At 55.6% G+C, this 26,846-nt stretch carries 21 protein-coding genes; 10 read left to right on the top strand and 11 right to left on the bottom strand.

Annotation, left to right across the window (positions count from 1 at the left end; translation table 11 throughout):
- Positions 1-842: 842 nt before the first annotated feature.
- The 3 genes from J7395_RS11330 to J7395_RS11320 form a co-directional block, all read right to left on the bottom strand.
- Positions 843-2,051 carry a YeeE/YedE family protein gene (locus tag J7395_RS11330; protein WP_209221544.1) on the bottom strand — a complete coding sequence of 403 codons (1,209 nt, stop codon included), beginning with the start codon at positions 2,049-2,051 and terminating at the stop codon, positions 843-845.
- A gap of 107 nt (positions 2,052-2,158) precedes the next feature.
- Positions 2,159-3,082, bottom strand: a complete 924-nt coding sequence (locus J7395_RS11325) for a sulfurtransferase (protein WP_114110979.1) — start codon at positions 3,080-3,082, stop codon at positions 2,159-2,161.
- Positions 3,083-3,227: 145 nt separating this feature from the next.
- Positions 3,228-3,950 (bottom strand): TetR/AcrR family transcriptional regulator, encoded by a 723-nt coding sequence (locus J7395_RS11320; RefSeq protein ID WP_231858320.1) that lies wholly within the window; start codon positions 3,948-3,950, stop codon positions 3,228-3,230.
- Between the two features lie 304 nt (positions 3,951-4,254).
- On the opposite strand from J7395_RS11320, the gene J7395_RS11315 reads away from it, so the two are divergent.
- Together J7395_RS11315 and argE are read left to right on the top strand one after the other, a co-directional pair.
- Positions 4,255-5,022, top strand: coding sequence for an NAD kinase (locus tag J7395_RS11315; protein WP_097051467.1), 768 nt, complete (start codon positions 4,255-4,257; stop codon positions 5,020-5,022).
- Positions 5,019-6,206, top strand: a complete 1,188-nt coding sequence (argE, locus tag J7395_RS11310) for an acetylornithine deacetylase (protein ID WP_209221543.1) — start codon at positions 5,019-5,021, stop codon at positions 6,204-6,206. The genes J7395_RS11315 and argE overlap by 4 nt, the downstream gene beginning before the upstream one ends.
- A gap of 21 nt (positions 6,207-6,227) precedes the next feature.
- Here argE and J7395_RS11305 read toward each other — a convergent pair whose 3' ends face one another.
- The 3 genes from J7395_RS11305 to J7395_RS11295 form a co-directional block, all read right to left on the bottom strand.
- Positions 6,228-10,184 carry an AAA domain-containing protein gene (locus J7395_RS11305; RefSeq protein WP_209221542.1) on the bottom strand — a complete coding sequence of 1,319 codons (3,957 nt, stop codon included), beginning with the start codon at positions 10,182-10,184 and terminating at the stop codon, positions 6,228-6,230.
- Positions 10,185-10,586: 402 nt separating this feature from the next.
- Positions 10,587-13,733, bottom strand: coding sequence for an efflux RND transporter permease subunit (locus tag J7395_RS11300; protein WP_062952676.1), 3,147 nt, complete (start codon positions 13,731-13,733; stop codon positions 10,587-10,589).
- Positions 13,734-13,757: 24 nt separating this feature from the next.
- A complete protein-coding gene (locus J7395_RS11295) occupies positions 13,758-14,948 on the bottom strand; it encodes an efflux RND transporter periplasmic adaptor subunit (protein WP_062959305.1) in 1,191 nt (396 codons plus the stop codon).
- 166 nt (positions 14,949-15,114) lie between these two features.
- On the opposite strand from J7395_RS11295, the gene J7395_RS11290 reads away from it, so the two are divergent.
- The 3 genes from J7395_RS11290 (at position 15,115) to J7395_RS11280 (ending at position 17,513) form a co-directional block, all read left to right on the top strand.
- Entirely contained in the window at positions 15,115-15,786 is a 672-nt protein-coding gene (locus tag J7395_RS11290) for a TetR/AcrR family transcriptional regulator (protein WP_209221541.1), read from the top strand.
- Between the two features lie 172 nt (positions 15,787-15,958).
- On the top strand, positions 15,959-17,119 hold the full coding sequence (locus J7395_RS11285; RefSeq protein ID WP_062952679.1) for a hypothetical protein: 1,161 nt from the start codon (positions 15,959-15,961) through the stop codon (positions 17,117-17,119).
- A 25-nt stretch (positions 17,120-17,144) separates the two neighbouring features.
- Complete coding sequence (locus J7395_RS11280; RefSeq protein WP_209221540.1) at positions 17,145-17,513, top strand: VOC family protein; 369 nt, start codon at positions 17,145-17,147, stop codon at positions 17,511-17,513.
- Between the two features lie 6 nt (positions 17,514-17,519).
- On the opposite strand, the gene J7395_RS11275 is transcribed toward J7395_RS11280, so the two are convergent.
- Positions 17,520-18,275, bottom strand: coding sequence for an SDR family oxidoreductase (locus tag J7395_RS11275; protein WP_062959308.1), 756 nt, complete (start codon positions 18,273-18,275; stop codon positions 17,520-17,522).
- 158 nt (positions 18,276-18,433) lie between these two features.
- On the opposite strand from J7395_RS11275, the gene J7395_RS11270 reads away from it, so the two are divergent.
- The 4 genes from J7395_RS11270 (at position 18,434) to J7395_RS11255 (ending at position 22,253) form a co-directional block, all read left to right on the top strand.
- On the top strand, positions 18,434-19,336 hold the full coding sequence (locus tag J7395_RS11270) for an AraC family transcriptional regulator (protein ID WP_062952682.1): 903 nt from the start codon (positions 18,434-18,436) through the stop codon (positions 19,334-19,336).
- Positions 19,337-19,473: 137 nt separating this feature from the next.
- Positions 19,474-20,460: an ABC transporter substrate-binding protein gene (locus J7395_RS11265; protein ID WP_209221539.1), complete on the top strand. Its 987-nt coding sequence runs from the start codon at positions 19,474-19,476 to the stop codon at positions 20,458-20,460.
- A gap of 83 nt (positions 20,461-20,543) precedes the next feature.
- On the top strand, positions 20,544-21,323 hold the full coding sequence (locus tag J7395_RS11260; RefSeq protein WP_209221538.1) for an ABC transporter ATP-binding protein: 780 nt from the start codon (positions 20,544-20,546) through the stop codon (positions 21,321-21,323).
- 3 nt (positions 21,324-21,326) lie between these two features.
- Positions 21,327-22,253, top strand: coding sequence for an ABC transporter permease (locus tag J7395_RS11255; RefSeq protein ID WP_209221537.1), 927 nt, complete (start codon positions 21,327-21,329; stop codon positions 22,251-22,253).
- A gap of 88 nt (positions 22,254-22,341) precedes the next feature.
- Here J7395_RS11255 and J7395_RS11250 read toward each other — a convergent pair whose 3' ends face one another.
- A complete protein-coding gene (locus J7395_RS11250; RefSeq protein WP_097050840.1) occupies positions 22,342-22,926 on the bottom strand; it encodes a TetR/AcrR family transcriptional regulator in 585 nt (194 codons plus the stop codon).
- Between the two features lie 106 nt (positions 22,927-23,032).
- Positions 23,033-23,863, bottom strand: coding sequence for an alpha/beta hydrolase (locus tag J7395_RS11245; RefSeq protein WP_209221536.1), 831 nt, complete (start codon positions 23,861-23,863; stop codon positions 23,033-23,035).
- Positions 23,864-24,043: 180 nt separating this feature from the next.
- Between J7395_RS11245 and J7395_RS11240 the strand changes: the two genes are divergently transcribed.
- Positions 24,044-24,955, top strand: a complete 912-nt coding sequence (locus J7395_RS11240; RefSeq protein WP_209221535.1) for an alpha/beta hydrolase — start codon at positions 24,044-24,046, stop codon at positions 24,953-24,955.
- A 75-nt stretch (positions 24,956-25,030) separates the two neighbouring features.
- Here J7395_RS11240 and J7395_RS11235 read toward each other — a convergent pair whose 3' ends face one another.
- The gene (locus tag J7395_RS11235; protein WP_209221534.1) at positions 25,031-25,678 is read right to left on the bottom strand and encodes a class I SAM-dependent methyltransferase; all 648 of its coding nucleotides are present in this window, start codon (positions 25,676-25,678) and stop codon (positions 25,031-25,033) included.
- A gap of 168 nt (positions 25,679-25,846) precedes the next feature.
- Entirely contained in the window at positions 25,847-26,734 is an 888-nt protein-coding gene (gene yghX, locus J7395_RS11230; protein ID WP_209221533.1) for a YghX family hydrolase, read from the bottom strand.
- Between the last annotated feature and the right edge of the window lie 112 nt (positions 26,735-26,846).

Raw genomic sequence — 26,846 nt, 5'->3', positions numbered from 1 at the left:
GCTCGGCCAGGCCGAGATCCGAAAATTGGGTCAAATAAAAGTATCTCTTGGTATTGCGGCAGCAAAGGGAAGGGAATCGGCCCTTGAATGTATTACGTCAGCTCTGCGCCTTGCATATTCTTTCGGAAAAGCCCGCGTAGTAGGGCCCTTCAATGCGGTTTTCCGGTAGATCACTCAACAGGCGAGGCCAATAAAGTCCCCTCTACGCTTCTGGAGCGATCAGATAACAAGGGCACCATGCGCAGAGTTTTCATCACTTGTCAAATGGGTTGTTTCAAATGATCCATGCGTAAAAGGCAAACAAGCCCGGCAATTAAGCGCGCCGGGCTTGTTTTATTTTTAATCGCCGCGGACTTAATTGGCCGCACAAGGGCTCCCTGCCCCACACGGGTTAAACGCCCCGCAAGGATTTGCCGCTGCACACGGGTTGGTTGCGGCACACGGGTTCATATAATCGCTGCGGGGATTTACCGGCGCACAAGGTGCGGGGGCGTATCCGGCGCCACAGGGCGAAGCCGCGCACGGGTTCCCTGCCCCGCATGGATTGTAGGCGCCGCACGGACTGGCAGCACACGGATTGGCCGAACAGGGACTTGCAGCACAAGGGTTGGCACCGCACGGCGCTGCTGCGCAAGGGTTATATCCGGCGCAAGGATTGGCAGCGCAAGGGTTCGATCCGCAAGGGTTCCCGGCACATGGATTGCCCCCCGCCGCCGGTTTATTTGCCGGGTTGCTGATTGCGGGTGGATTGGCGGGGGCATTGGTGTGATTGAAATGATCAAACGCCACCGCGCCGCTGGCCGCGAGGAAAACCGCGCCAAACAGGATTGTATTTTTTTCGCTCATGACTTTTTAAATCCGTCCATGCCAAATACCGGGCGAAGCGCAATCCCGATCCAGCTACCGGCAAAGGCGGCAACAAACCAGAGCCAGCCATGCACGCTGCCCGATGCGATGCCGCTAAAGAACGCGCCGATATTGCAGCCAAATGCCAGACGCGCCCCATAGCCCATCAATAATCCACCAATCGCTGCCGCCAGAAGGGATGCAAACGGTACCTTGACCTTGGGCGCGAATTTGCCCGCAAGGCTTGCCGCCAATGCCGCCCCGATCACGATGCCGAAATTCATCACCGACGTATTATCCGCCAGTACCGAGTTTGAAAGCGCCTTGGCCGGACCGACCCAGTTCCAGAATTCCCAGGTTTCGACTGGAATGCCAATGCCTTGGGCGATCTTCGCCCCCCAAAGACCAAACCCGAATGTGATAGACCACGGATGCCCCGCGGTCAAAAGCGTTGCGACGTTAAGCCCCGCCAGAAGAATACCGGTCCCCACCATCGGCCATGGACCATGCAGCAATCGGGCAAAGCCCGCACGCGGTGCGGTCGGTGCGGCTTCAATCGAACCATGCGCACGCTTTTCAACCCAGACCGTGATCAGCGCAATCAATGCCAGCCCGGCAAAGGTCACGACCAAACCGCCCCAGATACCGAACTCGCTACCAAGGCTCATGGCCGGAAGGGATGGCAGTTCAAGCCACATCGGCAAATGCGCCGTACCAATCACCGCCCCGATGATAAAGAATGCAAGCGTCAGCAACATGCGCGCGCTGCCGCCGCCAACCGTAAACAGCGTGCCCGATCCGCATCCACCGCCAAGCTGCATGCCAAGGCCGAACATGAATGCACCGACCAAAACCGAAACACCGACCGGTGCCACTGCCCCCACAATCGGGGTGCCAAGAGGTGCACCAATGGCAAGCAACGGAATAAATGCCACCGCCGCAACGCCGATCATCAAAAGCTGGGCCCGCATCGCACGGCCGCGCTTTTCAACCGAAAACCGCCGCCAGCCGCCGGTAAAACCGAATGACGCATGATAAAGGGCAATGCCCAGCAACCCGCCAAGGCCGTAAAGCACGGCCTGATGGATATCGACTGCCTGCGCAATCAGCACCGCGACAATCACAAACAGGATGGCCGTAACGGCTGCGGGCCCTTTGTCAAAACTAAAGCCCGAAGCACGGACATTAAGGGTCGTTTCAGACATGGTGGTGACGCTCTATCTGACAGGAAACCTGAAAACGAACGAAACCGGGAGGCCCCGGTTCCGTCAAAACATGATGTATTATAGGGGCGTTACGCCGTATTTCCGAATTATTCCGGAATGACCACTTCGCGCGACGGATCAGCCGCCCATTCGGTCATCGAGCCGTCATACATACGGGTGTTTTTGTTGCCCATCACTTCCGAAAGGCCAAACCACGCAACCGATGCCCAATGGCCGGTATTGCAATAGGTGATTTCTGCGCCGTCCTTGGCAACACCGGCATTTTCCACCAGCCCTTCGATCACATCGGATGCTACAAACGCACCCTGCTGATCATTATAAAACTCGGACTGCGAAATATTGACTGCCCCCGGAATAGCACCGGCACGGGCGACAACACCGCTTTTGCTTTCGCCCTTATATTGCGAAACCGGGCGGGCATCGACCAGCGCAACACCATTTTCACGCGCCTTGGCAACGTCATCGGCGGTCGCCAGAAGCTCCGGGCGGAAATTGGCATTGAAGGCCACAGTTTGCGGTGCAACCGCCTCGTTTGAGACCGGCTTGCCAGCAGCTTCCCAGGCACGCTGCCCGCCATCAAGGATGGTCACGGCATCATGACCCAGCACCTTGAAGGTCCAGTAGACACGCGTGGCCGAACCGAAATCCGAGCTGTTCTGACCGGCCGGGACAACAACAACCTGTTTGTCATTATCAATGCCAAGGCTGCCGATCCGGGCCGATATCACATCAACCGGCGGCAACTGGCCAACAACATCGCCAACCTTGGCGCGCCAGCCGAACTTGCCATAAGGCGCGAAAACCGCACCCGGGATATGCCCGGCATCATAGGGGCTGCCTTCTTTGGTCAACGAGCGGATATCGACAACCACCAGTGACGGGTTTTCCAGATTATCCGAAAGCCATGCGGCATCTACCAGCGGCTTTTCCGTCAGGCGCTCGGCCTGTGCCGCTGCGCCGCCAAAGACAATCGCCACTGCCGCAGCAGCAGAAAGAATAAGAGAACGCATGGGGCCTGTCTCCGATTTGGTGAATTAGAAATCTGTGAAACTTATATAATCACCACGTATACAATGTCAATTAATCTTAAATAACAGTTATTTTTTGTTATATATTGAAACACCGTTAATTGAGCAGCCCTTTTTCCTTTAAACGCTAAGGCCTCAGCCCGTTCAGATACCGCGCATATTCGCGCGCAAATGCATCGTGGGTTTCGCTGTTGCGCAACGCGGGCGGGCGGGTCAGAAAGCCATGCAGGGTGGCGATGATGAATTCCGCCACCGAGGACGGTTCAATATCGGTGCGGATGGTTTTATTGAACTGCCCATGGCCCAGATGAAGCGCCAGCCCCCGCCGCCAGTATCGGTAAACCCCATCAATCCGCTTGCGCAGATTTTCATCAAGTTCCGCCGCCCCCGACGCCAGCCGCGCCAGCGGACAGCCACCTTCAAGCAACTTGGGGGCATCTTTGGTACCAAGACTATCGACCTGCCCCATCATGACCGGCAGAATGTCTTCCTCGCCATCCAGCGGTTTTAGCCAGACATCATCGATATATTGCGGCAGGCATTCCTCGATCACGGCATAGGCCAGCTTTGCCTTGCCGGGAAAGTGATGATAAAGCGCGCCCTTGGTCGTGCCGGTACGGTCCAGAATCCGGTTGATCGATGCCCCGGCAAACCCTGCCATGCGGATTTCATAGAATGCGGCATCAAGGATCAGCTTGCGGGTTGCCTGCGGATTGCGGGGCTGACGCGTTGTAAGCGCGTTTTGGCCATGTTCGGCAATGGCATTTTCAATCGCACCTTCATCGACCGGGTCATCCGGATGGGAAATCCGGGCCAGTGCGGACGTAATGCTAAAGGGCGGTTTGCTCATGATTTTTATATCTTGTGCCATGTTTGATAAGGCTGCCCAAGGTTCCCCTGTTTTTGCCCCAACGTCAATACGAGAGCACATTGCACCCAACGTGACCCTGCACACAGGATCCCCGCGCGCCAGGTGATCCAGCCCCTTGCAATTCCAAGCAAACCAGTCTCTATTACGGGATTGCGGGGCCGTAATACGGTTCCCATATCCGGCCGGAAACGGCATGGAAACGCGTATCAAGACCAGGCCAAACGCCACCCTGACACGATTATGGTGGCATGCGATGACAGGATCGCATTCGATCGGAAAGCAGATGCATATTCATTCCATCGCCTTTGTCGCTGCCGACACCAAAATAGCCCAGGACGCGATGTATCGCCTGAAACATCGCTACGGCCATGTTTCGCCGGACACCGCCGATGTCATTGTTGCGCTTGGCGGCGATGGTTTCATGCTTGAAACCCTGCATCGTTATATGGGCCGCAAGGTGCCGATCTATGGCATGAACCGGGGCACGGTCGGCTTTCTGATGAATGAATTCCGTGAAATCGATCTGCCCGAACGCATTGCCGAAGCCCAGACCGTCGAACTGCACCCGCTGCAGATGGAAGCCCACACCATGCAGGGCGAAAGCATGTGCGCGCTTGCGATCAACGAAGTATCGCTTCTGCGCGAAACCCGTCAGGCTGCCAAACTTCGCATCAAGATCGACGGGGTTGAACGGCTGGCCGAACTGGTCTGCGATGGCGCACTGGTCTGCACACCTGCCGGAAGTACGGCCTATAACCTGTCCGCACACGGTCCGATCCTGCCGATGGGAAGCGGCCTTATGGCCCTGACCCCGATCAGCCCGTTCCGCCCCCGTCGCTGGCGCGGGGCACTTCTGCCGCACGGTGCCGAAGTTGTTTTTGATGTGCAGGACCCGCAAAAACGTCCGGTTTCCGCCGTGGCCGACTATACCGAGGTTCGCGATGTCTCGCGCGTGATCATCCGCGAAGACAGCAATATGAAAATCAAATTGCTGTTCGATCCCGAACACAATCTGGAAGAACGCATTCTTAAGGAACAGTTCGTCGAATGAGTGCCGCCAACACCACCGCCATGCCGTCCGAGGCAACCCTTGACTGGCTCGCCAAACTGATCAGCCACCCAAGTGTCAGCCTGACCCCGAACCTTGCCCTGATCGAACAGGCGCAAGGCTATCTTGAGGATCTCGGCTATCTGTGCGCGGTCGTGTTTGACGAAACCAAAAGCAAGGCGAACCTTTACGCCACCATCGGCCCCGCGGTTGATGGCGGCGTGATCCTGTCAGGCCATAGCGACGTGGTTCCTGTTGAAGGCCAGAACTGGGCATCCGATCCCTTCACCACCGATATCCGCGGCGACAGGCTTTATGGCCGCGGCGCATGTGACATGAAGGGCTTTCTGGCCTGTCTGCTGGCCAAGGCGGAAACCTTCAAAAATGCCGACCTTCGCGTGCCGATCCATCTGGCTTTCACCTATGACGAGGAAGTCGGCTGCCTTGGTGTGCCAAGCCTGGTCGAGGCGATCAATGCCCTGCCGCACAAACCCGCGATGTGCATTGTGGGCGAGCCGACCAACATGCAGGTCATTACCCAGCATAAAGGCAAATATTCCGCCCGCGCGCATTTCACCGGCCGGTCGGGCCATTCATCCCTTCCGGGCGAAGGGGTCAATGCGGTTGAATTTGCATCGGAATTTGTCGTCTTCCTGCGCCGCCTTGGCCAAAAATTCCGCAATGAAGGCCCGCATGATGACGAGTTCGTTCCCAACCATACGACCTTCCACAGTGGGGTTATCCATGGTGGCACACAGCTCAACATCATCCCGCAGAATTGCTATGTCGATTTCGAATTCCGCAATCTGCCCAATCATGACCGTAACGAGCTTAAGGGCCTGATTTTCGATTATCTCGACAATACCCTGATCCCGCAAATGCGCGAAACCTATGACGATGTCGGGGTCGAAATCGAAGTCGTATCCGACATGCCCGGCCTCGCCACCGGCGATGACGAGGAAGTCACCAGACTGGTCATGGAACTGACAGGTGCCAACACCACCGGCAAGGTCAGCTTTGGCACCGAAGCCGGCGTATTCTCGGCAATGGGCGACATCCCCACCGTCGTCTGCGGCCCCGGCAGCATCGAACAGGCCCACAAACCCGACGAATTCATCGAACTAGACCAGCTCGCGCGCTGCGAAAAGTTCCTGGATAGGCTTTTGGCGGTGTTGGTGCGGAAATAGACTTTCCGCACCAGTCTGAGTCTATTGCTTCACAATCTCATCCCCGGCAGAGATCGGGGTTGCATTGGCATGAATATCCGCCCCCATCCCCCGAAACTCCTCAATTGCCTCGATGATCGCTTTTTGCGCAATCACCCCCGAAATTTTCCAAGATGTTTCGTGGCGTTGATAGTCACCATTTTCGTCCCTGCTAGCGGACAGCCAGTTAAACGAGCCTTCTGCAATTCTGTCTTTTCGAAGAATAAGAGTCTTGTTGTGCATCTTCTGCACAGAACTAACGACAGCACCGGCATTCCTCAGCGCAGCAATCGCTTCTTTAGCCTTATGGTTGGGTTCACGCAATGACAAATCCCGGTCCACGATAATGTGAACAGTAGCGCCAACTTTTTGCACCGCCACATTAACAAGCCTGCAAAGGTCATCCTTATCTATGGCCGTCTTTGTAATCCAGGGTGAGGCAATAACAACCGCCTCTCCTGCCACTGCCTCAATCAAGGCCGACTGCAAAAGCTTTCTATGATCATCAAGCCTGGATATACGTTCTGCCGTCGTCAGTGCTTCTGGGCTAAAGCGATAATTGCCTTCAACATCAGCAAGCTCGTTCTCGCTATGCGCAAACAGCAAATCACCAAGAATGCTTGACGGAGTCCCACCCCCGCGCCGGAAAAGCCGCATATCGCCGATCACGACAAAAGAGTCCTGTGCACGTGACACCGCCACATTAAGCATGTTCGACTTGCAATCAAAGAAAAGCCTTCCTGCCGTATCATCACTATAGGTCGGCGAAAACACCACAATCGGCTTTTGGTCCCCCTGCAAACTATGCACGGTTCCAACCGTGATCTTTGAAAATCGGCTCCCTTTTTTCTTCAGGGCCTGCTTCACAAGATCGGCTTGGGGGCGGAAGGGAGTTATAACAGCAACAACCTTTTCAATCGGCTTGTTTTTATAGCTAGGATGATCAGTCAAACGCCATATTTCAGCATTCTCGACAATCCAGTTCGCGATGGCATCTGCTTCCATCACATTAGCATTGCTTCCGCCTCTCTTGACAGCATGCCCGCGAACATGGGCCCACGCCAATGGTGGCAAAGGTGGTGCCTTCTTGGGTGCCGCCGTGAACACCTCCAATCGCCCCTTGTAAACAAGGCGGTTACAATATTCGACGATCTCTGCCCGGCAACGCCGATGTTCGCTAAGAAATATTCCCGGCTCGTTTTCGGTCCCCGCAGAAACAAAACTGGTTCCTTCTTGCGCAAGTCGCATGACACTGCCACCCGGCTTTCGATCACCGGGGTCACTTACAAGATGCGGTGCCTCAGGGCTGTTATCCACCCACATTCGCCCAAGCCCGAACTTCTCGGAATTTCCGCGATCCGATCCAGGAGTTACGCGCACAACTGGCTCGATCTGATAAATATCCCCGACGACGACCGCACGTTTTGCAAGGCCGAATGCCGCCGCCCCTATATGCGGCCCGACCTGGCCAGCCTCATCGATAATCAAAACATCAATGAAATCGAGCATAAAGTTCGAAACCCATTTCTGTTTCTCTTCAAGCTTCGATGAGAACCGAAAATGCTTTGGCAGGGAATGCAGCGTAACAATTAGAAAAGGAGTAAGCATGCACCAACGCCGGAATCTGGCCTCCATACCTGCCTGTCCTGATTTTGTATTTACCTTATCATCCAGCACTCCCTGTGCTTCGATGATCCATCGCCCTTCCCAATAACGCATGGCTTTCTGAAACGCCAAGTGCCGCCATGTAACATCCAGAAGGAAGTCAAAATTGCCAATCGTCGGGATTACCTGGGCCAGCGGTATATTTTTTTCCTTAACGCGGAATTCGGAAACAGCCATATCCCTGAGTGCGGTATAGCTATTCTTTAACTCTGCTACGCGCTCGTTCAATTCTTGAAGTTTTCCTTCAAGCAAAGACCTTCTTTGCTTATGAGTGTCTTCTAGAACTCTGATTGTGTGCGTGGTACCTTCCAACGCATCGACAGCAACACGCAACGCATCGTCTGCCTGAGATAGCTCCGTGCGCAACTTGCTGACCTTACTCTCATAAGGCCTGCGCAATTCCTCTATTTTGGCTTTTTCTTCACGCAGCAGTTGATCAACACGCGCAACCCAGTCTTCCGGTTCCGAGCGGATAATTTCGTTTTCAAAAATCTCGGCTAGGAACGGATCGCTTTGCACCAGCGCATAAAGACGCTCCATTCGGGTTTTCACAAGCCTATGACGGAAAACAGGTACTGCCGCGGTCAATGTTTCGATAAAACCATGCGGTGACAATGCCCGGGAAACCTGACTTTTAACTCCGACAAACTTTTGCAGCTGAGCACGATTTTTTTCCGTAACGCTCGCGACCAAAGCTTCCTCCGCCTCCAGCTTCGTCGCCCAATCAACCCGCCTCTGGCTGGCAGCCCCAGCTGCAACTTCGGCTTCAGCTTTTAGTTTTTTGGCCTGCTCAACCTTCTGAGCAAAGCTTTGTTCCTCATGCTGAATGAAGACATCCGCTTCAACATTTCCTGCCGTTTCCAACCACCATTGAACGATGGCGGCATGCCAGTCGATAACGTCACGAACTGCTTTGGTTTGTGATACTGCGGCAACAACATCCTTCCGAAGTGCTTCCAACCCTTCGGAAACAGTTTCCGGTTGATGGGCGTAAGTTTGCCGAAATTGTTCAAGCCATAGCTCCCCTGCTTTCGCTACGTAGAACGCATCGCTCTCGCGCGCAGGGAACCCTGTCCACTCTTTTCTGTTTTTGACAGCAATTGAAAACCCCTGCTTCTCGGCATCCGCTGCTTTGCTGTTCGTCGGAAAATAAAGGCCATAAGTTTCAGCATCCGGCACCCATCGACGGGCCCACGAAAACGCAGCAGCTACCGGATTCTCTCGCAGAATATCATTAAGACTGCGATTTATATTGGTAACAGCTTGGTTATTCGTCGATGCCCCAACGATAACGGCAGGTTCACCACCTTCGATGGCACGGTTAACAACTTCGGTCGCAATAATGCTTTGCAAAAGAGTCGTCTTCCCCGTTCCTGGGGGGCCATTGACCGCCAGAATTTCTCCTTCATTCAGCTTCGTGAAAGCAGCAACCGCATCACCCTGACTGTAAGCAAGACCATACTCGGCCCCCATCATTCCCCGCGGTGCGGTAATCGCGGCGCGACGCATGTCTGCATCGGTCAGCCGTTTCTTTTCATTGCCACAACATAACCGGGCCAACAAGGCAGGAACTTCATCCTGCGCGATCAGGGAATCGTACAACTGGCAAATATTTTGCCCAGCGTTCCGAACCGATTTGGCAATACCAATACACACATCCGGAAGCACTACAAATCCGTCAGGTATCCGACCATTCGTTGTCGTGCTCCACATATCATCGCACCACTTCATCACGTCAGGCCACGCAGTCAAATAAAGTGGGTTATGCGTCAACCATTTGTCGAAATCGGCAACATCACCGACAAGGGGAATATTTTCGTCAGCTTCCTCATTCGGCGTCATATATTGCCGCCCGATCCAAGGCAAAGTATCCGATGCGAGAGAGAGTCTCCCTGAGGAATCCATCATGGCGGGTAGATAAAAGGTATAATGGACACGCCCACGGCTTTGACTACCAACGGCCTTCCCGTGCTCGTGACGGATATAAAATCCTTTCATAAAGATAACGACAGGAACAACCCCATCATAATCTACAGCAAGATCCTCTTCTGTCTGATTCCACGAGGCCTGCTTGCTGTATTTTTCCCACTCGTCCTGAAGCTTTCTCACCGCCTGATTATCAATTTGACCGCTACGAATACTCTCTTCGGTCGAACGGACTGGGTTGCCTTCCACCTCAAGCCCCATCAGATCGTCATCTGCCAGTGTATTGCGCCAGTACCGCAAGATGTCCTTGATCTGTGCAGGAGCTACTTTTGTCATCGGATGCGTTTCTCTTTGATATTTTGCTGCCAATACCTGAAGCCGTTGGCATTAGCAGATTCAGCTCAACTATGTCCAAGGTGCCCTAGCATACAAATTACGGGCTTTTCAGACACATCTTACCTTACATCTATTGAATTAAACTTTTAGCTGTTAACCCGCTTCATCGGCAATCTAAGATTTTACTCAGTTACTCTCTGCCTCTAAGAAATCTCCGTGAAAATTCATCTGAAATGACTGCGACATAGGCACTCCAATTATTCACAACTTGACGCCAACGCCGCCAGCAGACAAAACAAAGGGCCGGTGCAATGCACCAGCCCTTCTTACGCACGCGCAACGGCGGGGTCGGGGGACTGCGCAGACAAGTCTGCAACCGTCGCGAGCGCGCCGACAAAGCCGGTCTGTTAAATCAGACCGGCTTTGCTTTTTGATTTATTCGGCCGGATGTTCGTGGGCCGCCTTGACGTCACCGCGTTTCGAACGGTTCTTGGCAAAGGCACCAACAATCAGCACGAAGAACAGCGGCACGAAGAAGATCGCAAGGATCGTAGCCGCAATCATGCCGCCCATAACCCCGGTACCCACCGCAACACGCGCCCCCGCACCGGCACCGGTACTGATCGCAAGCGGCAGAACACCAAGCGTAAAGGCCATCGAAGTCATGATGATCGGACGCAGACGCTGACGCGCGGCCTCGATCGTGGCTTCAAGCAGCCCCATCCCCTGATCATAAAGTTCGCGTGCGAACTCGACGATCAGAATGGCGTTCTTGGCCGAAAGCCCGATGGTGGTCAGGATCGCGACCTGGAAGTAAACGTCATCGGGAAGCCCGCGCAGCAAGGCTGCAATCACTGCACCCAAAACGCCCAGTGGCACGACCATCATCACCGAAACTGGAATGGCCCAGCTTTCATACAGCGCCGCAAGGCACAGGAAGACCACGATCATCGACAGGGCATAAAGGGCCGGGCCCTGTTCGCCTGCCTCGCGCTCTTCATAGGAAAGCCCCTGCCATTCAAGGCCGATGCCGCCCGGAAGCTTGGCAACGATTTCTTCCATTGCCTTCATCGCATCACCCGATGCAACACCCGGTGCCGCCTGCCCCTGAATATTGACAGACGAAAGACCGTTAAAGCGTTCCAGACGTGGTGACCCATATGTCCATTGCGTGGTCGAGAAGGCGGAAATCGGCACCATCTCGTCATGGCTGTTGCGGACATACCAGTGATCAAGGTCTTCGGGCATCATGCGGTATTTCGCATCTGCCTGCATATAGACGCGCTTCACACGGCCTTTTTCGATGAAGTCGTTGACATAGCTCGACCCCCAGGCGGTTGCCAGCGTGCGGTTGATATCGGCAATATCAACACCCAGCGCGCTTGCCTTTTCCTGATCGATATTGATGTCGAACTGCGGCATGTCATTCAGGCCGTTCGGACGAACACCCACAAGGCGCGGGTCCTGTGCCGCCATGCCAAGCAACTGGTTGCGTGCCGCCATCAGGGCATCATGCCCCGAGCCGCCACGGTCAACCAACTGCATGTCAAAACCGTTCGCCGTGCCGAGCTCGATAATCGCCGGCGGGGCAAATGCAAAGACCATGGCCTCGCGGATCTGGGCAAAGGCGCCATAGGCCCGCCCGATCACCGCCGCAACCGACTGTCCCGGTTCGTTACGTTCCGACCAGTCTTTCAGGTTGACGAAGGCAATACCCGCATTCTGGCCACTACCGGCAAACGAGAAGCCGGCCACGGTAAAGATACCGTTCACAACTTCCTTCTCGTCTTCCATGAAGTGCTTCTCAAGCTTCTTGAGAACCTCGACCGTCCGTTCCTGCGAGGCACCGGCCGGCAGCTGAACCATCGAGAACATGATCCCCTGATCCTCGTCCGGCAGGAACGAGCCCGGCAGACGCACAAACAGGAAGGCCAGACAGCCGACAAGAATGCCATACACGAACAGATAGCGCCATTTGCGGTTCACAACATGGCCGACACTGCCCTGATAGAAATTGTTGGTCTTGTCGAACCCGCGGTTGAACCAGCCAAAGAAACCTTTCTTGGCATGCGGATCACCCTTGGACGGTTTAAGCATGGTCGCACAAAGTGCCGGCGTCAGGACAATCGCCACAATCACCGACAGCACCATCGCCGAAACGATCGTGATCGAGAACTGGCGATAAATCGCCCCGGTCGAACCGGCAAAGAAGGCCATCGGCACGAACACCGCCGACAGAACCAGCGCAATACCAACAAGCGCGCCGGTAATCTGGCTCATGGATTTGCGCGTCGCTTCACGCGGCGGCAAACCGTCTTCATGCATCACACGCTCAACGTTTTCGACCACCACGATGGCGTCATCAACCAGAAGGCCGATGGCCAGCACCATGCCAAACATGGTCAGCGTGTTGATAGAATAACCAAACGCCGCCAGCACCCCGAAGGTACCGAGCAAAACCACCGGCACCGCAATCGTCGGGATCAGGGTCGCACGCCAGTTTTGCAGGAACACGAACATCACCACGAAAACAAGCACGATGGCTTCAAACAGGGTGTGAACCACTTCCTCGATCGAAACCTTGACGAACGGGGTCGTGTCATAGGGATAAACCACTTCCATCCCCTGCGGGAAGAAGGGTTTGAGTTCCTCGACGCGCGCCTTGACCGCCTCGGCGGTATCAAGCGCATTGGCCCCGGTCGCAAGGTTGATACCGATACCGGTTGCGGCCTGCGCATTATAACGCGCAATCACGTCATAGCTTTCGCCGCCGATCTCGATACGGGCGATATCGCCCAGACGAATTTGCGATCCGTCCGTATTCACACGCAGCAGAATATTGGCAAACTCGTCAACCGTCTGCAGCTTGCTTTGGGCGGTAATCGTCGCATTGATCTGCTGGCCCGGCACCGAAGGCGCACCACCGATCTGACCAGCGGTGACTTCGGTATTCTGGGCTTCAATCGCGGCACTGACATCGGAAACCGTCAGGTTATAGGAAATCAGCTTGTTCGGGTCGAGCCAGATGCGCATCGCGTGCTGGGCACCGAACACCTGAACCGAACCGACACCATTCACACGCGCAATCGGGTCTTCGATGGTCGAAACCACGAAATCCGAAAGGTCTTCGGCATTCATCGAACCATCGGCCGACACAAAGCCCAGAACCATCAGGAACGAACCGCTCGATTTCGAAACCGTGATGCCCTGCTGCTGAACTTCGCTTGGCAGGCGCGACATGGCGGCCTGCAACTTGTTCTGCACCTGGACCTGCGCGATATCGGGATCGGCTTCGGGTTCGAAGGTCAGCGTGATGGATGCACTACCCGTCGCACTACTGTTCGACGACATATAGCGCAGGTAATCCAGCCCGTTCATTTCCTGCTCGATAACCTGCGTCACCGTGTTTTCCACGGTTTCCGCCGAAGCCCCCGGATAGGTCGCCTCGATCTGCACCGATGGCGGTGCAATCGAAGGATATTGTTCGATCGGCAGCTGCAGAATGGACAGCCCCCCCGCCAGCATGATCACCAGGGCCACAACCCAGGCGAAGACGGGGCGATCAATAAAAAACTTTGCCATTAGAAATCGTCCTTAATCTTCAGCTTACTGGGCTGAACCTTGGGCGGCACCCTGGGCGGCATTCGCGGTCTCGACAGGCTGTCCCGTCACCGGTGCACCCGGTGCAATACGCTGAATGCCATCGACGATCAGCTGTTCGCCGTCCTCGACACCATCCGTCACCAGCCAGTTCTCGCCTTGCGACTGTTCGATCTGGATATCCTTTGAAACAACCTTGCCATCCCCGATGGTATAGACATAGGCCGAGCCATCCGGGCGGCGCATGACCGCCTTCTGGGGGATAAGGAAGGCCCCTTCAAGCTTGCCCTGACGCACCTGTCCGCGCACGAACATGCCCGGCAGCAGCACGCCATCCGGGTTCGGGAATACCGCACGCAGGCGGATCGTTCCGGTGGTTTCGTTCACCGTTACGTCGGAAAACTGCAACGTCCCGGTATGCGGATATTCAACACCGGTCGCATCAATGATCAGGGAAACCTCGATCTTGCCGTCTTCAACACCCTGGATGCGGCCGTTCTGGATCGCCTGCTTGATCTTCATCAACCGGCCACCGGCCTGCGTCACATCGACATAGATCGGATCAAGCTGCGTGATCGTGGTCAGCGCATCCGTCTGGTTGGTCGTCACAAGCGCACCTTCGGTCACATCCGATGCACTGATCTGGCCCGAAATCGGGGCGGTTACGGTGGTGTATTCGACATTGATACGTGCCTGGTCGACCTGTGCACGTGCGGCGGCAACTGCTGCTTTCGCCTGCGCTTCTGCGGCAATCGCGTCGTCAAAGGTCTGCTCGGAAACCGCCTGGGTTTTCACAAGGCTTTCGTAACGCTTGCGGGTTTTGGTCGTCTGATCAAGGGTCGCCCGCTGCCGGGCGAGTTCCGCCTGTGCCGCGTCAAGTTCCGCCATGTAAACGGCCTGATCAATCATATAAAGCTGCTGACCGGCTTCAACAAACGCGCCTTCGGTAAAGTTGCGTTCCTTGATGATACCATCGACCTGCGGGCGCACGGCAGCCTTGCGGAAGGCAACGGTACGACCCGGCATTTCCTCGATCAGACCGACGGTCTGCGCTTCAAGCGTCACGGTACCAACCGGCGTTGCCTGTGGCTGCTGCTGTGCGCTGGCATCCGACTGTTGCGCTTCTTTCTGCTCATCACAGGCCGCAACCATCAATGCAAGCACAGCAACGCCTGCAAGTTTCAAACAAGATCGCATCGACAAAATGATTTTCCTTCTCACAGTCCTGTAAGCAGCGCTGCCCTGTCGGGGGAATATCAGGCAGCTTTGCCATTGAATTATTAAATACTGTACGGTACAGTACACATTGTGCGCTGCACGATCAAGAGCCAAAAACAACGTCGATAGCAAAGATCGAAAAACCATGAACGAAACGTCAGAAACCCAAGGAAAACAATCCAGTCGCGGCTTCGCACGGCGACGCGCGATGATGGATGCTGCATGGCAGCTTCTGTTGGAAAAAGGTTTCTCTGGCGTTACGCTAAATGACGTAATTTCTCGATCCGGTGGCTCACGTACAACTCTTTACGAGGCATTTGGCGGAAAGGATGGGCTGCTGACAGCCGTCATGACAGAACGGTGCATGGAATTTTCCGCGGAATTGCATATTTCGCTGGAATCCAATCTCCCTCCTCGTGACGCTTTGACGGACTTCGCCTTTAAACTATCGACCAAGATACTAACCGAGGAAGCCGTTCGCTTCACGCAGATTCTGTTCTCCGAAGGACAGCATTTCATACCAATGGTTGAGAAATTCCTTGAAGTCGGCCCCGAAAGCACCCGAAAACGCCTTGCAAACTACCTGAAACGCCAGAACGACCTTGGCAATCTTGTCATCGACGATCCAGATCATTACGCCGAAATCTTCGATGCGATGATTGTTGGCGACTGGCAGAATCAGGTCATGAAAATGATCTCTCCGCCCAAACTCAGCGAGGAAGAGATCACAATAAGGGTCAAACGCGCCGTCGATGTCTTCCTGTGTGGCGTGACCGTCGAAAGCAAGCGCGACAAAATCGGCTGCACCACCGACTGATCCCGACGGATATGCAAATCGCAGATCACCCAGCCAAGCTGATGTGATACACTTCACACTTGGGCCATTCAGGGCAACCTGAAGGCAGCCTGCAACAATCCCTGCCCCATCTTCACCAAATTTGCGCTAAACAATGGAACGGTTCAAACCATTACCCATGGGGGCCCCGATCATGCCTGCACGCCGTATTGTCATCGGCATTGGTGTTTCACTGATTTCCCTTTGCGCAACCAGCGCAACCGCCTTTGCACTTGAAACGCAAAAGGCCCGCGAAATCATGGATGCGATCCTGATGCAGAACGGCATTTCCGCAACCGAAATGTCGGCGGAAAACAGCAACGGTGCCGTCATCTTCACCTATGACGACGTCCGCCTTGATCTCAGCGGTTATAGCTCGGCGCGTGAACTGGTCCTTGATGATGTCCGGGTCACGATGAACGACACCGATATCGCCAATCAGGTCGATATCGGCGTAACACTTCCCGAACGCGGCAAAATGCTGGCCGAAGCCACCAGTGACCAGCGCGAACTGACCATGCGCAAGGCACTTGGCAGCCTGCGCTGGGACCATGTTAACGGTGTGCCAGTCAACTTCACCGGTTCGGCGGATTTCCTGATCGGTGATGAACCGGTGACGCGCAAACACTGGCTGATGAATGGCCTTGTCATTCGCTGGATGCCCGAAGAAGCTCGCATTTCCTGGCAGGCCGCCGAATGGACCGGCCCGAACCGGGAAAAACGTGGCTCGGTCAAATCGACAAGCTTCCTGCTTTATCCCGGCGAAAACGACGAAACCCATCTTGATTACGCCCATGACGGCCTTTGGCTGCCAAGCCTTCTGCAACCGCGCACCGTGCGCATCAAAAGCAGCAGCACCGGCCTGCCCTGGTCCGAAGCCCGGCCGATCCTGCAAAAGGGCTTTAACGACATGATGACCGGCCTTGCACCGCGCGCTGCCCGCCGCCAGATCGCCAATGATCTGTGGCAAAAGGCCGCCGATAACGGTGCCCCGGTCAAGATTGACGAAATCTATGTCGAAGGCCGCGGCCTCGAGGCACTCGGCAAGGGCGAGTTCATCGCCCAAAAGGCCGCGCGTTACGGCTTTTCCGGCCAGCTTGACGTTGATCTGATCGGGCGCGAACGCCTTCAGGACCTGATCGGCACCCCGCAAAGCCCGACTTTGCTGGGCGCGCTGGTACCCTTTGCCGTCGATGGCCTTGCTGCCGGTGAACCGGGCACACAGGGCACAACGAATTACGACGTGGAACTGCTGCGTGATGGCCGGATTGTCGTCAACGGCATCACCGTATTCAGCGGCACAAGTGGCAGCTGACAGTTTGGGGCGAACGGAAACCCAGATGCCAATCACCTGCAACCGGGTCGTTATTTACACAAAAAAAATCGATGAAATGATCCGCTTCTATGGCGATCTTTTCGTCTATCGCGCGATCCGTCACGAGGGCGACCGCATTGTCGAACTGCGCCCGGCAACAGATGGGCTGATCCTGATGCTCCATCCTGCGGGCAAGGGACAGAAAGAAGGCCAGTCCCTCATCAAACTGGTCTTTGATGTCAAAAATGTCGACGCCTTCCGCAAACAACTGGTTGCCCACGGCGTTGATGTCGGCCCGATCCATCAGGCGGATGGCTATCAGTTCGCCAATATGAAAGACCCGTCCGGAAATCCGGTTTCGATTTCCAGCCGGGCCTTTGCAGTCCGTTCCTGACCGGGCTTAGATACCTTGCCCGCCGGAAACCTCGATCCGCTGGGCATTGACCCAGCGATTGTCTTCTGACAGCAGGCTGGCAATCATCGGCCCGATATCATCAGGCACGCCCACCCGGCCAAGGGCTGTCATTTCGGCAAATACCTTGTTCAGGTCCGGGGTATCGCGCACCGCACCACCAAGGAAGTCGGTTTCAATCGCGCCCGGTGCGACCGTATTGACCGCAATGCCGCGTGCCCCAAATTCCTTGGCCATGTAAAGGCTCAGCACCTCGACCGCGCCCTTGACCGCCGAATAGGCGGAAAATCCGGGGAATGCCCCCTTGGTCAGCCCCGAAGACAGGTTCACGATCCGTCCGCCATCGGCAATCAGCGGCAACAAAGCCTGCGTTAAGAAGAAAACCCCTTTGAAATGCACATCAACCAGCTTATCGAACTGTGCCTCGGTGGTTTCGGCAATTGATGCCATGTCGCCATGACCGGCATTGTTGACAAGATGGTCAAACGTTTCCCGGCCCCAGACGTCGCGCAATCCGGTGCGCAGGTTTTCGGCAAAACCGGCAAAGCTGGAGATGTCAGCAACATCAAGCTTCAGGGCCAATGCCTTCCGTCCCATTGCCTTAATCTCCGAAACCACTGCATCGGCATCGTCAGATCGGCTGTGATAGGTCACGATCACATCCCCGCCGTGGCGGGCAATGGCAAGGGCGGTATTGCGGCCAAGGCCACGGCTGGAACCGGTTACAATTGAAATCTTGGTCATCGGACAACTCCTTGGTTTGGTGATGTTGGTTCACGCTGTTTGGTGTTGTCCGTTATACTGCCGCCCCCTCCCGCCCGTCGTTGCCGGAACCTCGGCATACTTAGCCTAATCCTCCAAACCATATTTACGACGATATCAATCGGGATTAGGATCACGGCATGACAAACGCGCTTCTCACCTCGGTCCGGTCATGGCTTGATACCCGCGCCATCGACAGCGGACTGGCCCAGACACCCATTCCCGGCCTGACGACCATCCGGTCCGTCACGCCAAGCGGGCTGGATTATGCCATCTCCCGCCCGCTGGTTTGCCTGATCCTTCAGGGCAGCAAACAGGTTGCCCTTGGCAATCGGACCTTCACCCTGCGCCCGGGTGATACCCTTCTGATCACGGCCGATGTCCCGACCGTAAGCCAGATCACCGATGCCAGTTCCGATGCACCCTATATGTCGCTGGTGCTTGATCTTGATCCATCGGTCATTGCCGACCTGTCATTGCAGATGGGCACCCCGCCGCAAAGCGATGATGCCGCCGTCATTGTCGCCCCCACCGATGCCGAGGTCGCCGATACCGCCCTTCGCCTGATGCGTCTGCTTGATCGTCCCGATGCCGTTCCGATGCTCCATCAATCCCTGATCCGCGAATTGCATTACTGGCTTCTGACCAGCCCGCATGGCACTGCCATCCGCCAACTTGGCTGGCCCGACAGCCATACCCAGCGCGTGGCACGTGCGGTCGCCATCCTGCGCGAAGAATTCAGCAAACCTCTGCCGGTGGACCGGCTTGCCGCAACTGCGGGCATGAGCCCGTCCTCGTTTTACCAGCATTTCAAAACCGTAACCTCGCTGTCCCCGCGACAGTTTCAAAAGCAGCTCCGCCTGATCGAGGCACGCCGCCTGATCATGGCCGAAGGCATGACCGCAAGCAGTGCCGCCTATGATGTCGGCTATGAAAGCGTGTCGCAGTTCACACGCGAATATCGCCGCATGTTTGGCATGCCGCCGGCCACTGACCGCGATATGGCGCGGGAACAATCGCCTGCATCCCGGGCCGCCGAATAACAACATCGCCTTTCCCTGATAATTCTACAGTACTGCGCGTGACATCCTGTTGACGGGCCGTGACGAACTTCGCATGATCCGTTGGCAGGGTCGGTCTGCCACATACCGGCCTGATAAATCAGGGAGCTTCGTAAAAAATGAAAATCTTCAAATCCGGTCCGATTTCCGGTCTTCTGATTGCTGGCGCGATGCTGGGGGCCATCGGCACCGCATCTGCCGAACCGATCAGGGTCGGCATTGCCAATTTCGGTGAACATCCGCAGCTGAACGCCGCCATCGCCGGTTTCAAGGAAGGCATGGAAAGCGGCGGCTTTGCCGAGGGAACCGACGTTGTCTATTCTGAAAGCCACACCAATTTTGATGCGTCTCTGGTGCCCCAGATGATCGCCAAATTGCAGGCCGAAAATCCCAAACTGATCTTTACCGTCACCACCCCGGTTTCCCAGATCGCCAAAAAAGCCTTGGCCGGATCGGGCATTCCGATTGTGTTTTCCGCCGTGACCGACCCGGTCGCTGCCAAGCTGGTCCCGTCGTGGGAAGCCGGTGATGAAGGCATGACCGGTGCATCGGATTTGCAGGATATCGACGCGGTTCTGGAATTCACCAAACTGCTGTTGCCAAATGCCAAACGTCTTGCCCTGCCCTATAACCCGGGCGAAGCCAATGACGTCGCCCTGCTTGAAAAGGTGCAGGAACTGGCCCCGGCGCACTTCCTTGAAGTCGTTCCGGTCGGCATTGATAACGTCAATGATATCCAGCAGCGCATCACGTCGGTCGCTGGCAAGGCCGATGTCATCTATACCCCGGCATCAAACCTGATCCAGCCAGCGATTGCCGCGGTTTCGGCGGCCGCGCGCCAGATCGGCGTTCCGATTGTCAATTCCGATAGCTCGGCCGTTGCCAATGGCACCGTGCCTGCCAGCTTCTCGGTCGATTATGCGCAGGTCGGTTTAAGTGCCGGCATCATTGCGGCGGAAATCCTCAATGGCAAGGACCCGGCATCCATCGCGCCGTCCAAACCATCCTATGTCAATCACGAGCCACTGATTTCGAAAAAAGCCGCCGATGCCTTTGGCATCACCATTCCCGAGGCACTCGCCAATTGCGGCTGCGTCGTCGAATAAGCTGATCCGGCCTCACATGACATTTGGCGCCCCGCATTCCGGTATCACCGGGGGGCGCCAATGTTGCTTTACGGAGGATACGGATGCTTGAAATCCGGTCTGCACAAAAAACCTTTTACAAAGGCCAGCCCGACGAAAAAGTCGCGCTTGATGATCTTTCGCTGACACTTCAAACCGGCGAATTCGGTGTTGTCATCGGCTCCAACGGGGCGGGCAAAAGCACGATGCTAAACGCCGTTTCCGGCGCGATGCCCATTGATCGCGGCCAGATCCTGATCAATGGCGATGATGTCACCAACACGCCCGTGCATAAACGCGCCATGCGCATTGCGCGTGTGTTTCAGGACCCGATGCTGGGTACTGCTGCCAGCATGACGGTTGCCGAAAACATGCTTCTGGCCGAACTGCGCAGCAAAAGCCGCACATTTGCCCGTGGCCTGAATGCCAAACGCCTTTCGGATTACAAGGAACGCCTGTCGATCCTGGGTCTTGGCCTTGAAAACCGGCTTGATACCCGCGTTGAACTGCTGTCTGGCGGGCAACGTCAATCGCTGTCGCTCATCATGGCGGTCGGCGGATCGCCCGATCTGCTGCTGCTCGATGAACATACCGCCGCCCTTGATCCGCGCACGGCTGATCTTGTCATGGGGGCAACCGTGCGCGCGGTTGATGCGCTTAAACTCACCACCCTGATGGTCACCCATAACATGCAGCACGCGGTCGATTACGGCCACCGCGTCATCATGCTGGACGCGGGCAAGGTCAAACTGGAAATCGGCGGCGAAGAAAAGGCAGGTGTCACGGTGGCAAAGCTGATCGATCATTTCTCGGTCAAGTCTGACGCCATTTTGCTGGGGGCCTGATTGATGATGGAATTCCTTTCTTCGACCTTCACAAGCTATGTGGCGCTCGTGCCCGTAACATTGGCACAAAGCCTTATTCTGGCGTTTGTGGTCATGGGGATCATGATCCCGTTCCGCACCCTGCATTTCCCCGACCTCACCAGCGAAGGCGCCTATCCGCTGGGCGGCTGTGTTGCCGGGGTTCTGATTGCCGCCGGGATCAATCCGGCCCTGGCGATCGTCGCCGCTCTTCTGTGCGGTTTTGCTGCTGGGTGCTGTACGGCACTCATCCATCTGCGGTTCCGCATCCACACGCTTCTGGCCGGGATCCTGATGATGACGATGCTTTACAGCATCAATCTGCGCATCATGGGCAAATCGAACCTGTCGATCTTTGGCACCGGTTCGGTGTTTGACTGGGCACCCTTTGTCACGCCAGGCTTCCCGGCGGCCAAAATCATCATTGCCGGGATCATCGGGGCTGCCGTGTTCGTGGCGCTCAACTGGTTTTTCAAAACCGAAAAGGGCACGGCAATGCGTGCGGTCGGCGCCAACCCGGCCATGGCAGAGGCCCAAGGCATTTCCGTCTGGATATCGACCATCGGCGGTGTTGGCCTCGCCAGTGCCTTTTCGGCCACCAGTGGCGCGCTTATGGTTCAGTCACAGGGCTTTGCCGATGTGAATATGGGCCTTGGCATCCTGATCAACGGCTTGGCCGCGCTGATGATCGGCGAGGCGATTGTTGGCAAACACAGCGTCTTCCGGCAGCTCCTCGCCCCGTTTGTCGGCGCGATCATCTATTATCAGCTTGTGTCGCTCTGCCTGGCAGCCGGGATGCCTCCGCCCGACCTGAAACTGGCAACCGGGCTTTTCGTGCTCGCCATGCTGGCCCTGCCCAGCCTCAAACGTGGCCGCGGCGGTGCCCCGGCCCGCGAAAAGTTCCGCGAATAAAAACAAAGGGCGGGGTCACATGATCCCGCCCTTTTCGCCTCTGGTATAATAATGCGCGCATCATTCCGGATGCTGCGATCATCTCGACTTACAAGCGCAAACCGGCCAGTACCTCATTTATCATCTGCTTAAGATCAGAACGTGCAACACCATCACGAGCCTGCACCGACATTCCCTGCATAACGGTGGCTAAATAAAACGCCTTGGCATCCGCCGTTTTCTTGTCGAGCCAACGGTTTAGCGTTTCTGCAATACGTGATTGCATCTGACTTCGTCGCATGGATAAAGACGCCGCAATATCCGCGTGATCCGCCCCATATTCGAGCATTCCCGTAGAAATCATGCAGCCTGCTTCACGTGCGGGATCTGTAATCACCTCCACCGCCCGGTGCAGCAATCCACTGATCGCATCCTCAAGTGTCGCCGCTTCGGTCAGTCCATCAAGCGCACCGGGCAACCCATCATAAAGCTCTAGAGCCTCGCGGAATAATCCGGCCTTGTTGCCAAACGCACTGTATAAACTGGGCGGCGCAATACCGATTGCCCGTGTCAGATCATTGATCGAAACGGCTTCATATCCATGACGCCAGAAAAGGTGCATGGCAGTTTTGACCGCTTCATCGCGATCAAAACTGCGGGGGCCTTTCCGTCTGGATACTGGTTGTTTGTTCATGGTTGTCACTAAATACAAGACACCCCAAAAAGGCAAGGAATTGACGGGTAATCACAGTGTGTCTGCCGCTTCAACAGAACAAAGCGGCAGACACACAGAATATCCGCTATACGGCATCAACCAAAATCTTTGCCAAATGATCAGGCATATCGATCATGACATCATGCCCGCACGGCACTTTATGCGTCACAAAACCGGAATCTGTCTTTGCCTTTTCGTAAGCACCGCCAAACGGCGAAATATCCTTCCATCCCTCGGCATAGACGAATGTTTTTTTCGCAACCCTTTGATAATCGCCACCAAGTTTTATGCGCTCGCTGAATGTCGCAAGCGGCTGCGCGGTGCATTTGCTGTCCACATAGGCCTGATCGGCCTCGTTCACCCGAAAGATCGAAGACGGTATAGGCGGGATTGTATAGCCGCCATTATTGGCGGCACTGTTCAAATGAGCTTGCACGGCACCCGGCGCATCAAGATCAAATAACGACTGTCCATCAGCCGGCATGAAAGCATCCAGATAAACAATCGAACGGATCGCTTTTATCCGTTTATCGGCGACACCGGCAATCACCATTCCACCATAGGAATGCCCGCACAACACGGCATCATCAATGTCTTCAGCATCAATCAGACGAACAATATCCTCGATATGGGTCGAAAGATTGATCGATCCGGAAAATTGATGCGCATTCTCGGCCATACCACTTAATGAAGGCGTCCAAACCTGATGCCCCGCCTTGCGCAAAAGCGCGGCAACTCGGCCATAACACCACCCCCCATGAAACGCACCATGCACCAGAATGAACTTTGAAGCCCCCTTGCCGACAAGTCCTTCAGAGGCAGCCGCAGCTTTTGCGGGTGCAGCAACCGCTGATGCCATTCCCAGCATGCCCATCATACCGGCACTCTTGATCAGGTCGCGCCTGTTCATCGCCATCTTGCTTTCCATCCTTTGTTTGCAAGGCCATTCATGCCCGCAGTAAAAATGATAATTTGTAGTGATCACTAAACATAACTTGACTTCCTGACGCAAGAGATTATTTGTATCGATCACTACAAATAATTATCAGAACGTGCATTGGCGCACCCAAGAACCGAATGCTTCGCAGGATACACAATGGATTTGCTCACCGATAAAACGGCATCCATGTCTTTTTTCCCCGGCTTTCGACGGCTGGATGTTACGGTTGATGATGTTCGGTTTGCTGGCGTAATTGGCGGCAATGGCGCGCCATTGCTGCTATTGCACGGCTATCCTCAGACCCATATCGCATGGCGAAAAATCGCTCATGATCTTGCGCGCTCATGGACACTTATCATTCCTGATTTGCCAGGATATGGCGCAAGTCAGGTCGGCACCACAAAACCACGCTGGACAAAACAACGTGTGGCCCGGTCCCTGACGGCCTTGATGCAACACCTTGGATATCAGAAGTTTGCGGTTGTCGGGCATGACCGCGGGGCACGTGCAGGATTTCGTCTTGCTCTGGATTACCCGGATTTGGTGACGGCCTTCTCGTCCCTTGCGGTTGTTCCGGTGCTTGACGCAATGTCTGCTGTTGATCACCAATTCGCCGCCAGGAATTTCCATTGGTTTTTCCTGTCACAACCAGCAGGTTTACCTGAAAAACTTCTGGCAGCAGCACCCGATGCCTTCATCGAACACAGCTTGGCAACAATGGCCAACGGCCTTGAGAATATCGAGCCACAGGCACTTGCCATCTATCGCGAAGCCTTTCGCAATCCCAAAGTACGTCACGCCATTTGCGAGGACTACCGGGCAGCAATGAACGAAGATATGGACCTTGACCGGATCGACAGAACAAGCGGCAAAAAGCTGTTGTGCCCGGTCCAGGTCCTATGGCCAACGAGTGATCCCCGAAACACGGCCAGGACCCAAATCGAAATATGGTCGCAGTGGGCTAACGACGTCACGGGAATGACGATCCACGCAGGACATTTATTACCTGAAGAATCCCCACAGGCAGTCATTGCCGCCCTGCGCAGCTTCCTGCCGATCCGCGTCTAAAGACACTGAAAACGTGATAAAACCGCCTAAGAGACATAAGTTCCTTACGGTCCATGTCGCCAAAGCCGCAACTCTTTAAAGCAACAATGACGGTTGCTGCAAAAACAGCACGAGATCCATCACCTCGGCAACCTGCCCCTCCGGCCCGGTCATCCTGCGCGTCACATTCCCGGCCTTGTGCAAAATCCACTCACCGGGCCCAAGATCAAGCCCGTCCAGCTCTTCCTGAAGGGTCGGAAACTGATGTTCGCCATTACCCTTGCGCCACGGCGGGGCCGATGCGTGCGCGATACAAAGGAAATATCCGCCCGGCACCAGCTTTGCCATCGCACGACGAAGGATGTCGGCCCGCGCAAGGGCCACCGGCGACTGGAAATAGGACGCGATGACAAGGTCATATTCCCCGTCCGGCATCTCGCGTTCCAGATCGCAGGCGACAAACCGCACCCGCCCCGCAAGATCACTCCCCACCAGACGCTTCTGCGCCCGCGCAATCGCGGTTTGCGAAATATCAGCCCCCGTCACATCCCAGCCCCGCCCGGCCAGCCAAAGCGCATCATCCCCATGCGAACAGCCGATATCCAATGCCCGCCCCGGCGTCAGGTCAGCCACATACCGCACCAGCAACTCCCCCGGATTACCCGAATAGTCGGTCTTTTTTGTCCGGTAATGATCTTCCCAGAATTCAACCGGGTTTTCCGGCCGTTCGGTCGCGTTTTGCATCGGAAATGCTCCTTCATCACAAGCCACATCGAATCACGTAACTTATGATGTATCGTAAAAGCCATCCCCGTCAAGCGCCTCCAAACAAGACAGCCAAAACAAAACAGCCCGGCGGAATAGTCACCACCGGGCTGTAGATGAACGTGCGGGCCAGAACCCAGAACGCGCCTAGCTCAGATATTTATTGAACCACGCAATCGTGCGGTCCCAGGCAAGCTTGGCCTGCTCCTCGTCATAGCGGGGGGTTGAATCATTATGGAACCCGTGATTGGCGCCCGGATAGATATAGGCTTCATAAACCTTGTTATGTTCCTTTAATGCCGCCTCATACGCAGGCCATCCTTCATTGATCCGCTCGTCCAGTTCGCCATAATGCAACAGCAACGGCGCCTGAATGCGCGGCACATCGGCCACGTCCGCCTGACGGCCATAAAACGGCACCGCCGCCCCCAGTTCCGGATAGGCCACCGCCGCCGCATTCGAAACACCCCCGCCATAACAAAAACCGGTTATGCCGGTTTTGCCTGTGGTTGCCTCGTGCGCGGTAAGGAATTCGATGGCGGCAAAGAAATCATTCATAAGCTTGGTCGGGTCGACCTGACGCTGCAATTCGCGCCCCTTGTCATCATTGCCGGGATAGCCGCCAACCGATGTCAGCCCATCCGGGGCAAGGGCAATGAAACCGGCCTTGGCCCCCCTTCGCGCAACGTCTTCGATATAGGGGTTAAGCCCGCGATTTTCGTGCACCACCACCACGCCGGGCACCTTGCCCGTCAGATTTGCGGGCTTCACCAGATAGCCCCGCACCTCGCCATGGCCGTTGGGCGATGGATACATGATATATTCCGCGACAATATCGGGATCGGTAAACTCGACCTGTGTCGCAAGCGCATAATCCGGACTAAGCGACGCCAGAACCGACATCGCGGTGACCCCGCCGACAGTATATTTCGCGGCCCGGTCAAGAAATTCGCGGCGCGCAATGATCCCATGCGCATAGAAATCATAAAGTTCAAGCAGTTCCGGCGAGAAATCTTTGGCAGTCAAACGGTTCATCGTAAGCTCCCTGTTTCGGATGGGCCGGGGCGGAAATCATGATGCTGGCGGCAAGATTGCGAAAAGTTTTCTGCAATCACGCGCATCGGGCAAATCACAAATCCGCTACAGG

The sequence above is a fragment of the Thalassospira sp. A3_1 genome (genome assembly GCF_017744215.1).
Lineage (GTDB): Bacteria > Pseudomonadota > Alphaproteobacteria > Rhodospirillales > Thalassospiraceae > Thalassospira > Thalassospira lucentensis_A.
This window is presented reverse-complemented; position numbering and strand designations above follow the sequence as displayed.

What these genes read in the sequence shown, in the direction of transcription:
- J7395_RS11330 (WP_209221544.1), bottom strand. Translation starts at nt 2,051, where the DNA reads ATGTCTGAAACGACCCTTAATGTCCGTGCTTCGGGCTTTAGTTTTGAC.
- J7395_RS11325 (WP_114110979.1), bottom strand. Translation starts at nt 3,082, where the DNA reads ATGCGTTCTCTTATTCTTTCTGCTGCTGCGGCAGTGGCGATTGTCTTT.
- J7395_RS11320 (WP_231858320.1), bottom strand. Translation starts at nt 3,950, where the DNA reads ATGAGCAAACCGCCCTTTAGCATTACGTCCGCACTGGCCCGGATTTCC.
- J7395_RS11315 (WP_097051467.1), top strand. Translation starts at nt 4,255, where the DNA reads ATGCATATTCATTCCATCGCCTTTGTCGCTGCCGACACCAAAATAGCC.
- argE (WP_209221543.1), top strand. Translation starts at nt 5,019, where the DNA reads ATGAGTGCCGCCAACACCACCGCCATGCCGTCCGAGGCAACCCTTGAC.
- J7395_RS11300 (WP_062952676.1), bottom strand. Translation starts at nt 13,733, where the DNA reads ATGGCAAAGTTTTTTATTGATCGCCCCGTCTTCGCCTGGGTTGTGGCC.
- J7395_RS11295 (WP_062959305.1), bottom strand. Translation starts at nt 14,948, where the DNA reads ATGCGATCTTGTTTGAAACTTGCAGGCGTTGCTGTGCTTGCATTGATG.
- J7395_RS11290 (WP_209221541.1), top strand. Translation starts at nt 15,115, where the DNA reads ATGAACGAAACGTCAGAAACCCAAGGAAAACAATCCAGTCGCGGCTTC.
- J7395_RS11285 (WP_062952679.1), top strand. Translation starts at nt 15,959, where the DNA reads ATGCCTGCACGCCGTATTGTCATCGGCATTGGTGTTTCACTGATTTCC.
- J7395_RS11280 (WP_209221540.1), top strand. Translation starts at nt 17,145, where the DNA reads ATGCCAATCACCTGCAACCGGGTCGTTATTTACACAAAAAAAATCGAT.
- J7395_RS11275 (WP_062959308.1), bottom strand. Translation starts at nt 18,275, where the DNA reads ATGACCAAGATTTCAATTGTAACCGGTTCCAGCCGTGGCCTTGGCCGC.
- J7395_RS11270 (WP_062952682.1), top strand. Translation starts at nt 18,434, where the DNA reads ATGACAAACGCGCTTCTCACCTCGGTCCGGTCATGGCTTGATACCCGC.
- J7395_RS11265 (WP_209221539.1), top strand. Translation starts at nt 19,474, where the DNA reads ATGAAAATCTTCAAATCCGGTCCGATTTCCGGTCTTCTGATTGCTGGC.
- J7395_RS11260 (WP_209221538.1), top strand. Translation starts at nt 20,544, where the DNA reads ATGCTTGAAATCCGGTCTGCACAAAAAACCTTTTACAAAGGCCAGCCC.
- J7395_RS11255 (WP_209221537.1), top strand. Translation starts at nt 21,327, where the DNA reads ATGATGGAATTCCTTTCTTCGACCTTCACAAGCTATGTGGCGCTCGTG.
- J7395_RS11250 (WP_097050840.1), bottom strand. Translation starts at nt 22,926, where the DNA reads ATGAACAAACAACCAGTATCCAGACGGAAAGGCCCCCGCAGTTTTGAT.
- J7395_RS11245 (WP_209221536.1), bottom strand. Translation starts at nt 23,863, where the DNA reads ATGGCGATGAACAGGCGCGACCTGATCAAGAGTGCCGGTATGATGGGC.
- J7395_RS11240 (WP_209221535.1), top strand. Translation starts at nt 24,044, where the DNA reads ATGGATTTGCTCACCGATAAAACGGCATCCATGTCTTTTTTCCCCGGC.
- J7395_RS11235 (WP_209221534.1), bottom strand. Translation starts at nt 25,678, where the DNA reads ATGCAAAACGCGACCGAACGGCCGGAAAACCCGGTTGAATTCTGGGAA.
- yghX (WP_209221533.1), bottom strand. Translation starts at nt 26,734, where the DNA reads ATGAACCGTTTGACTGCCAAAGATTTCTCGCCGGAACTGCTTGAACTT.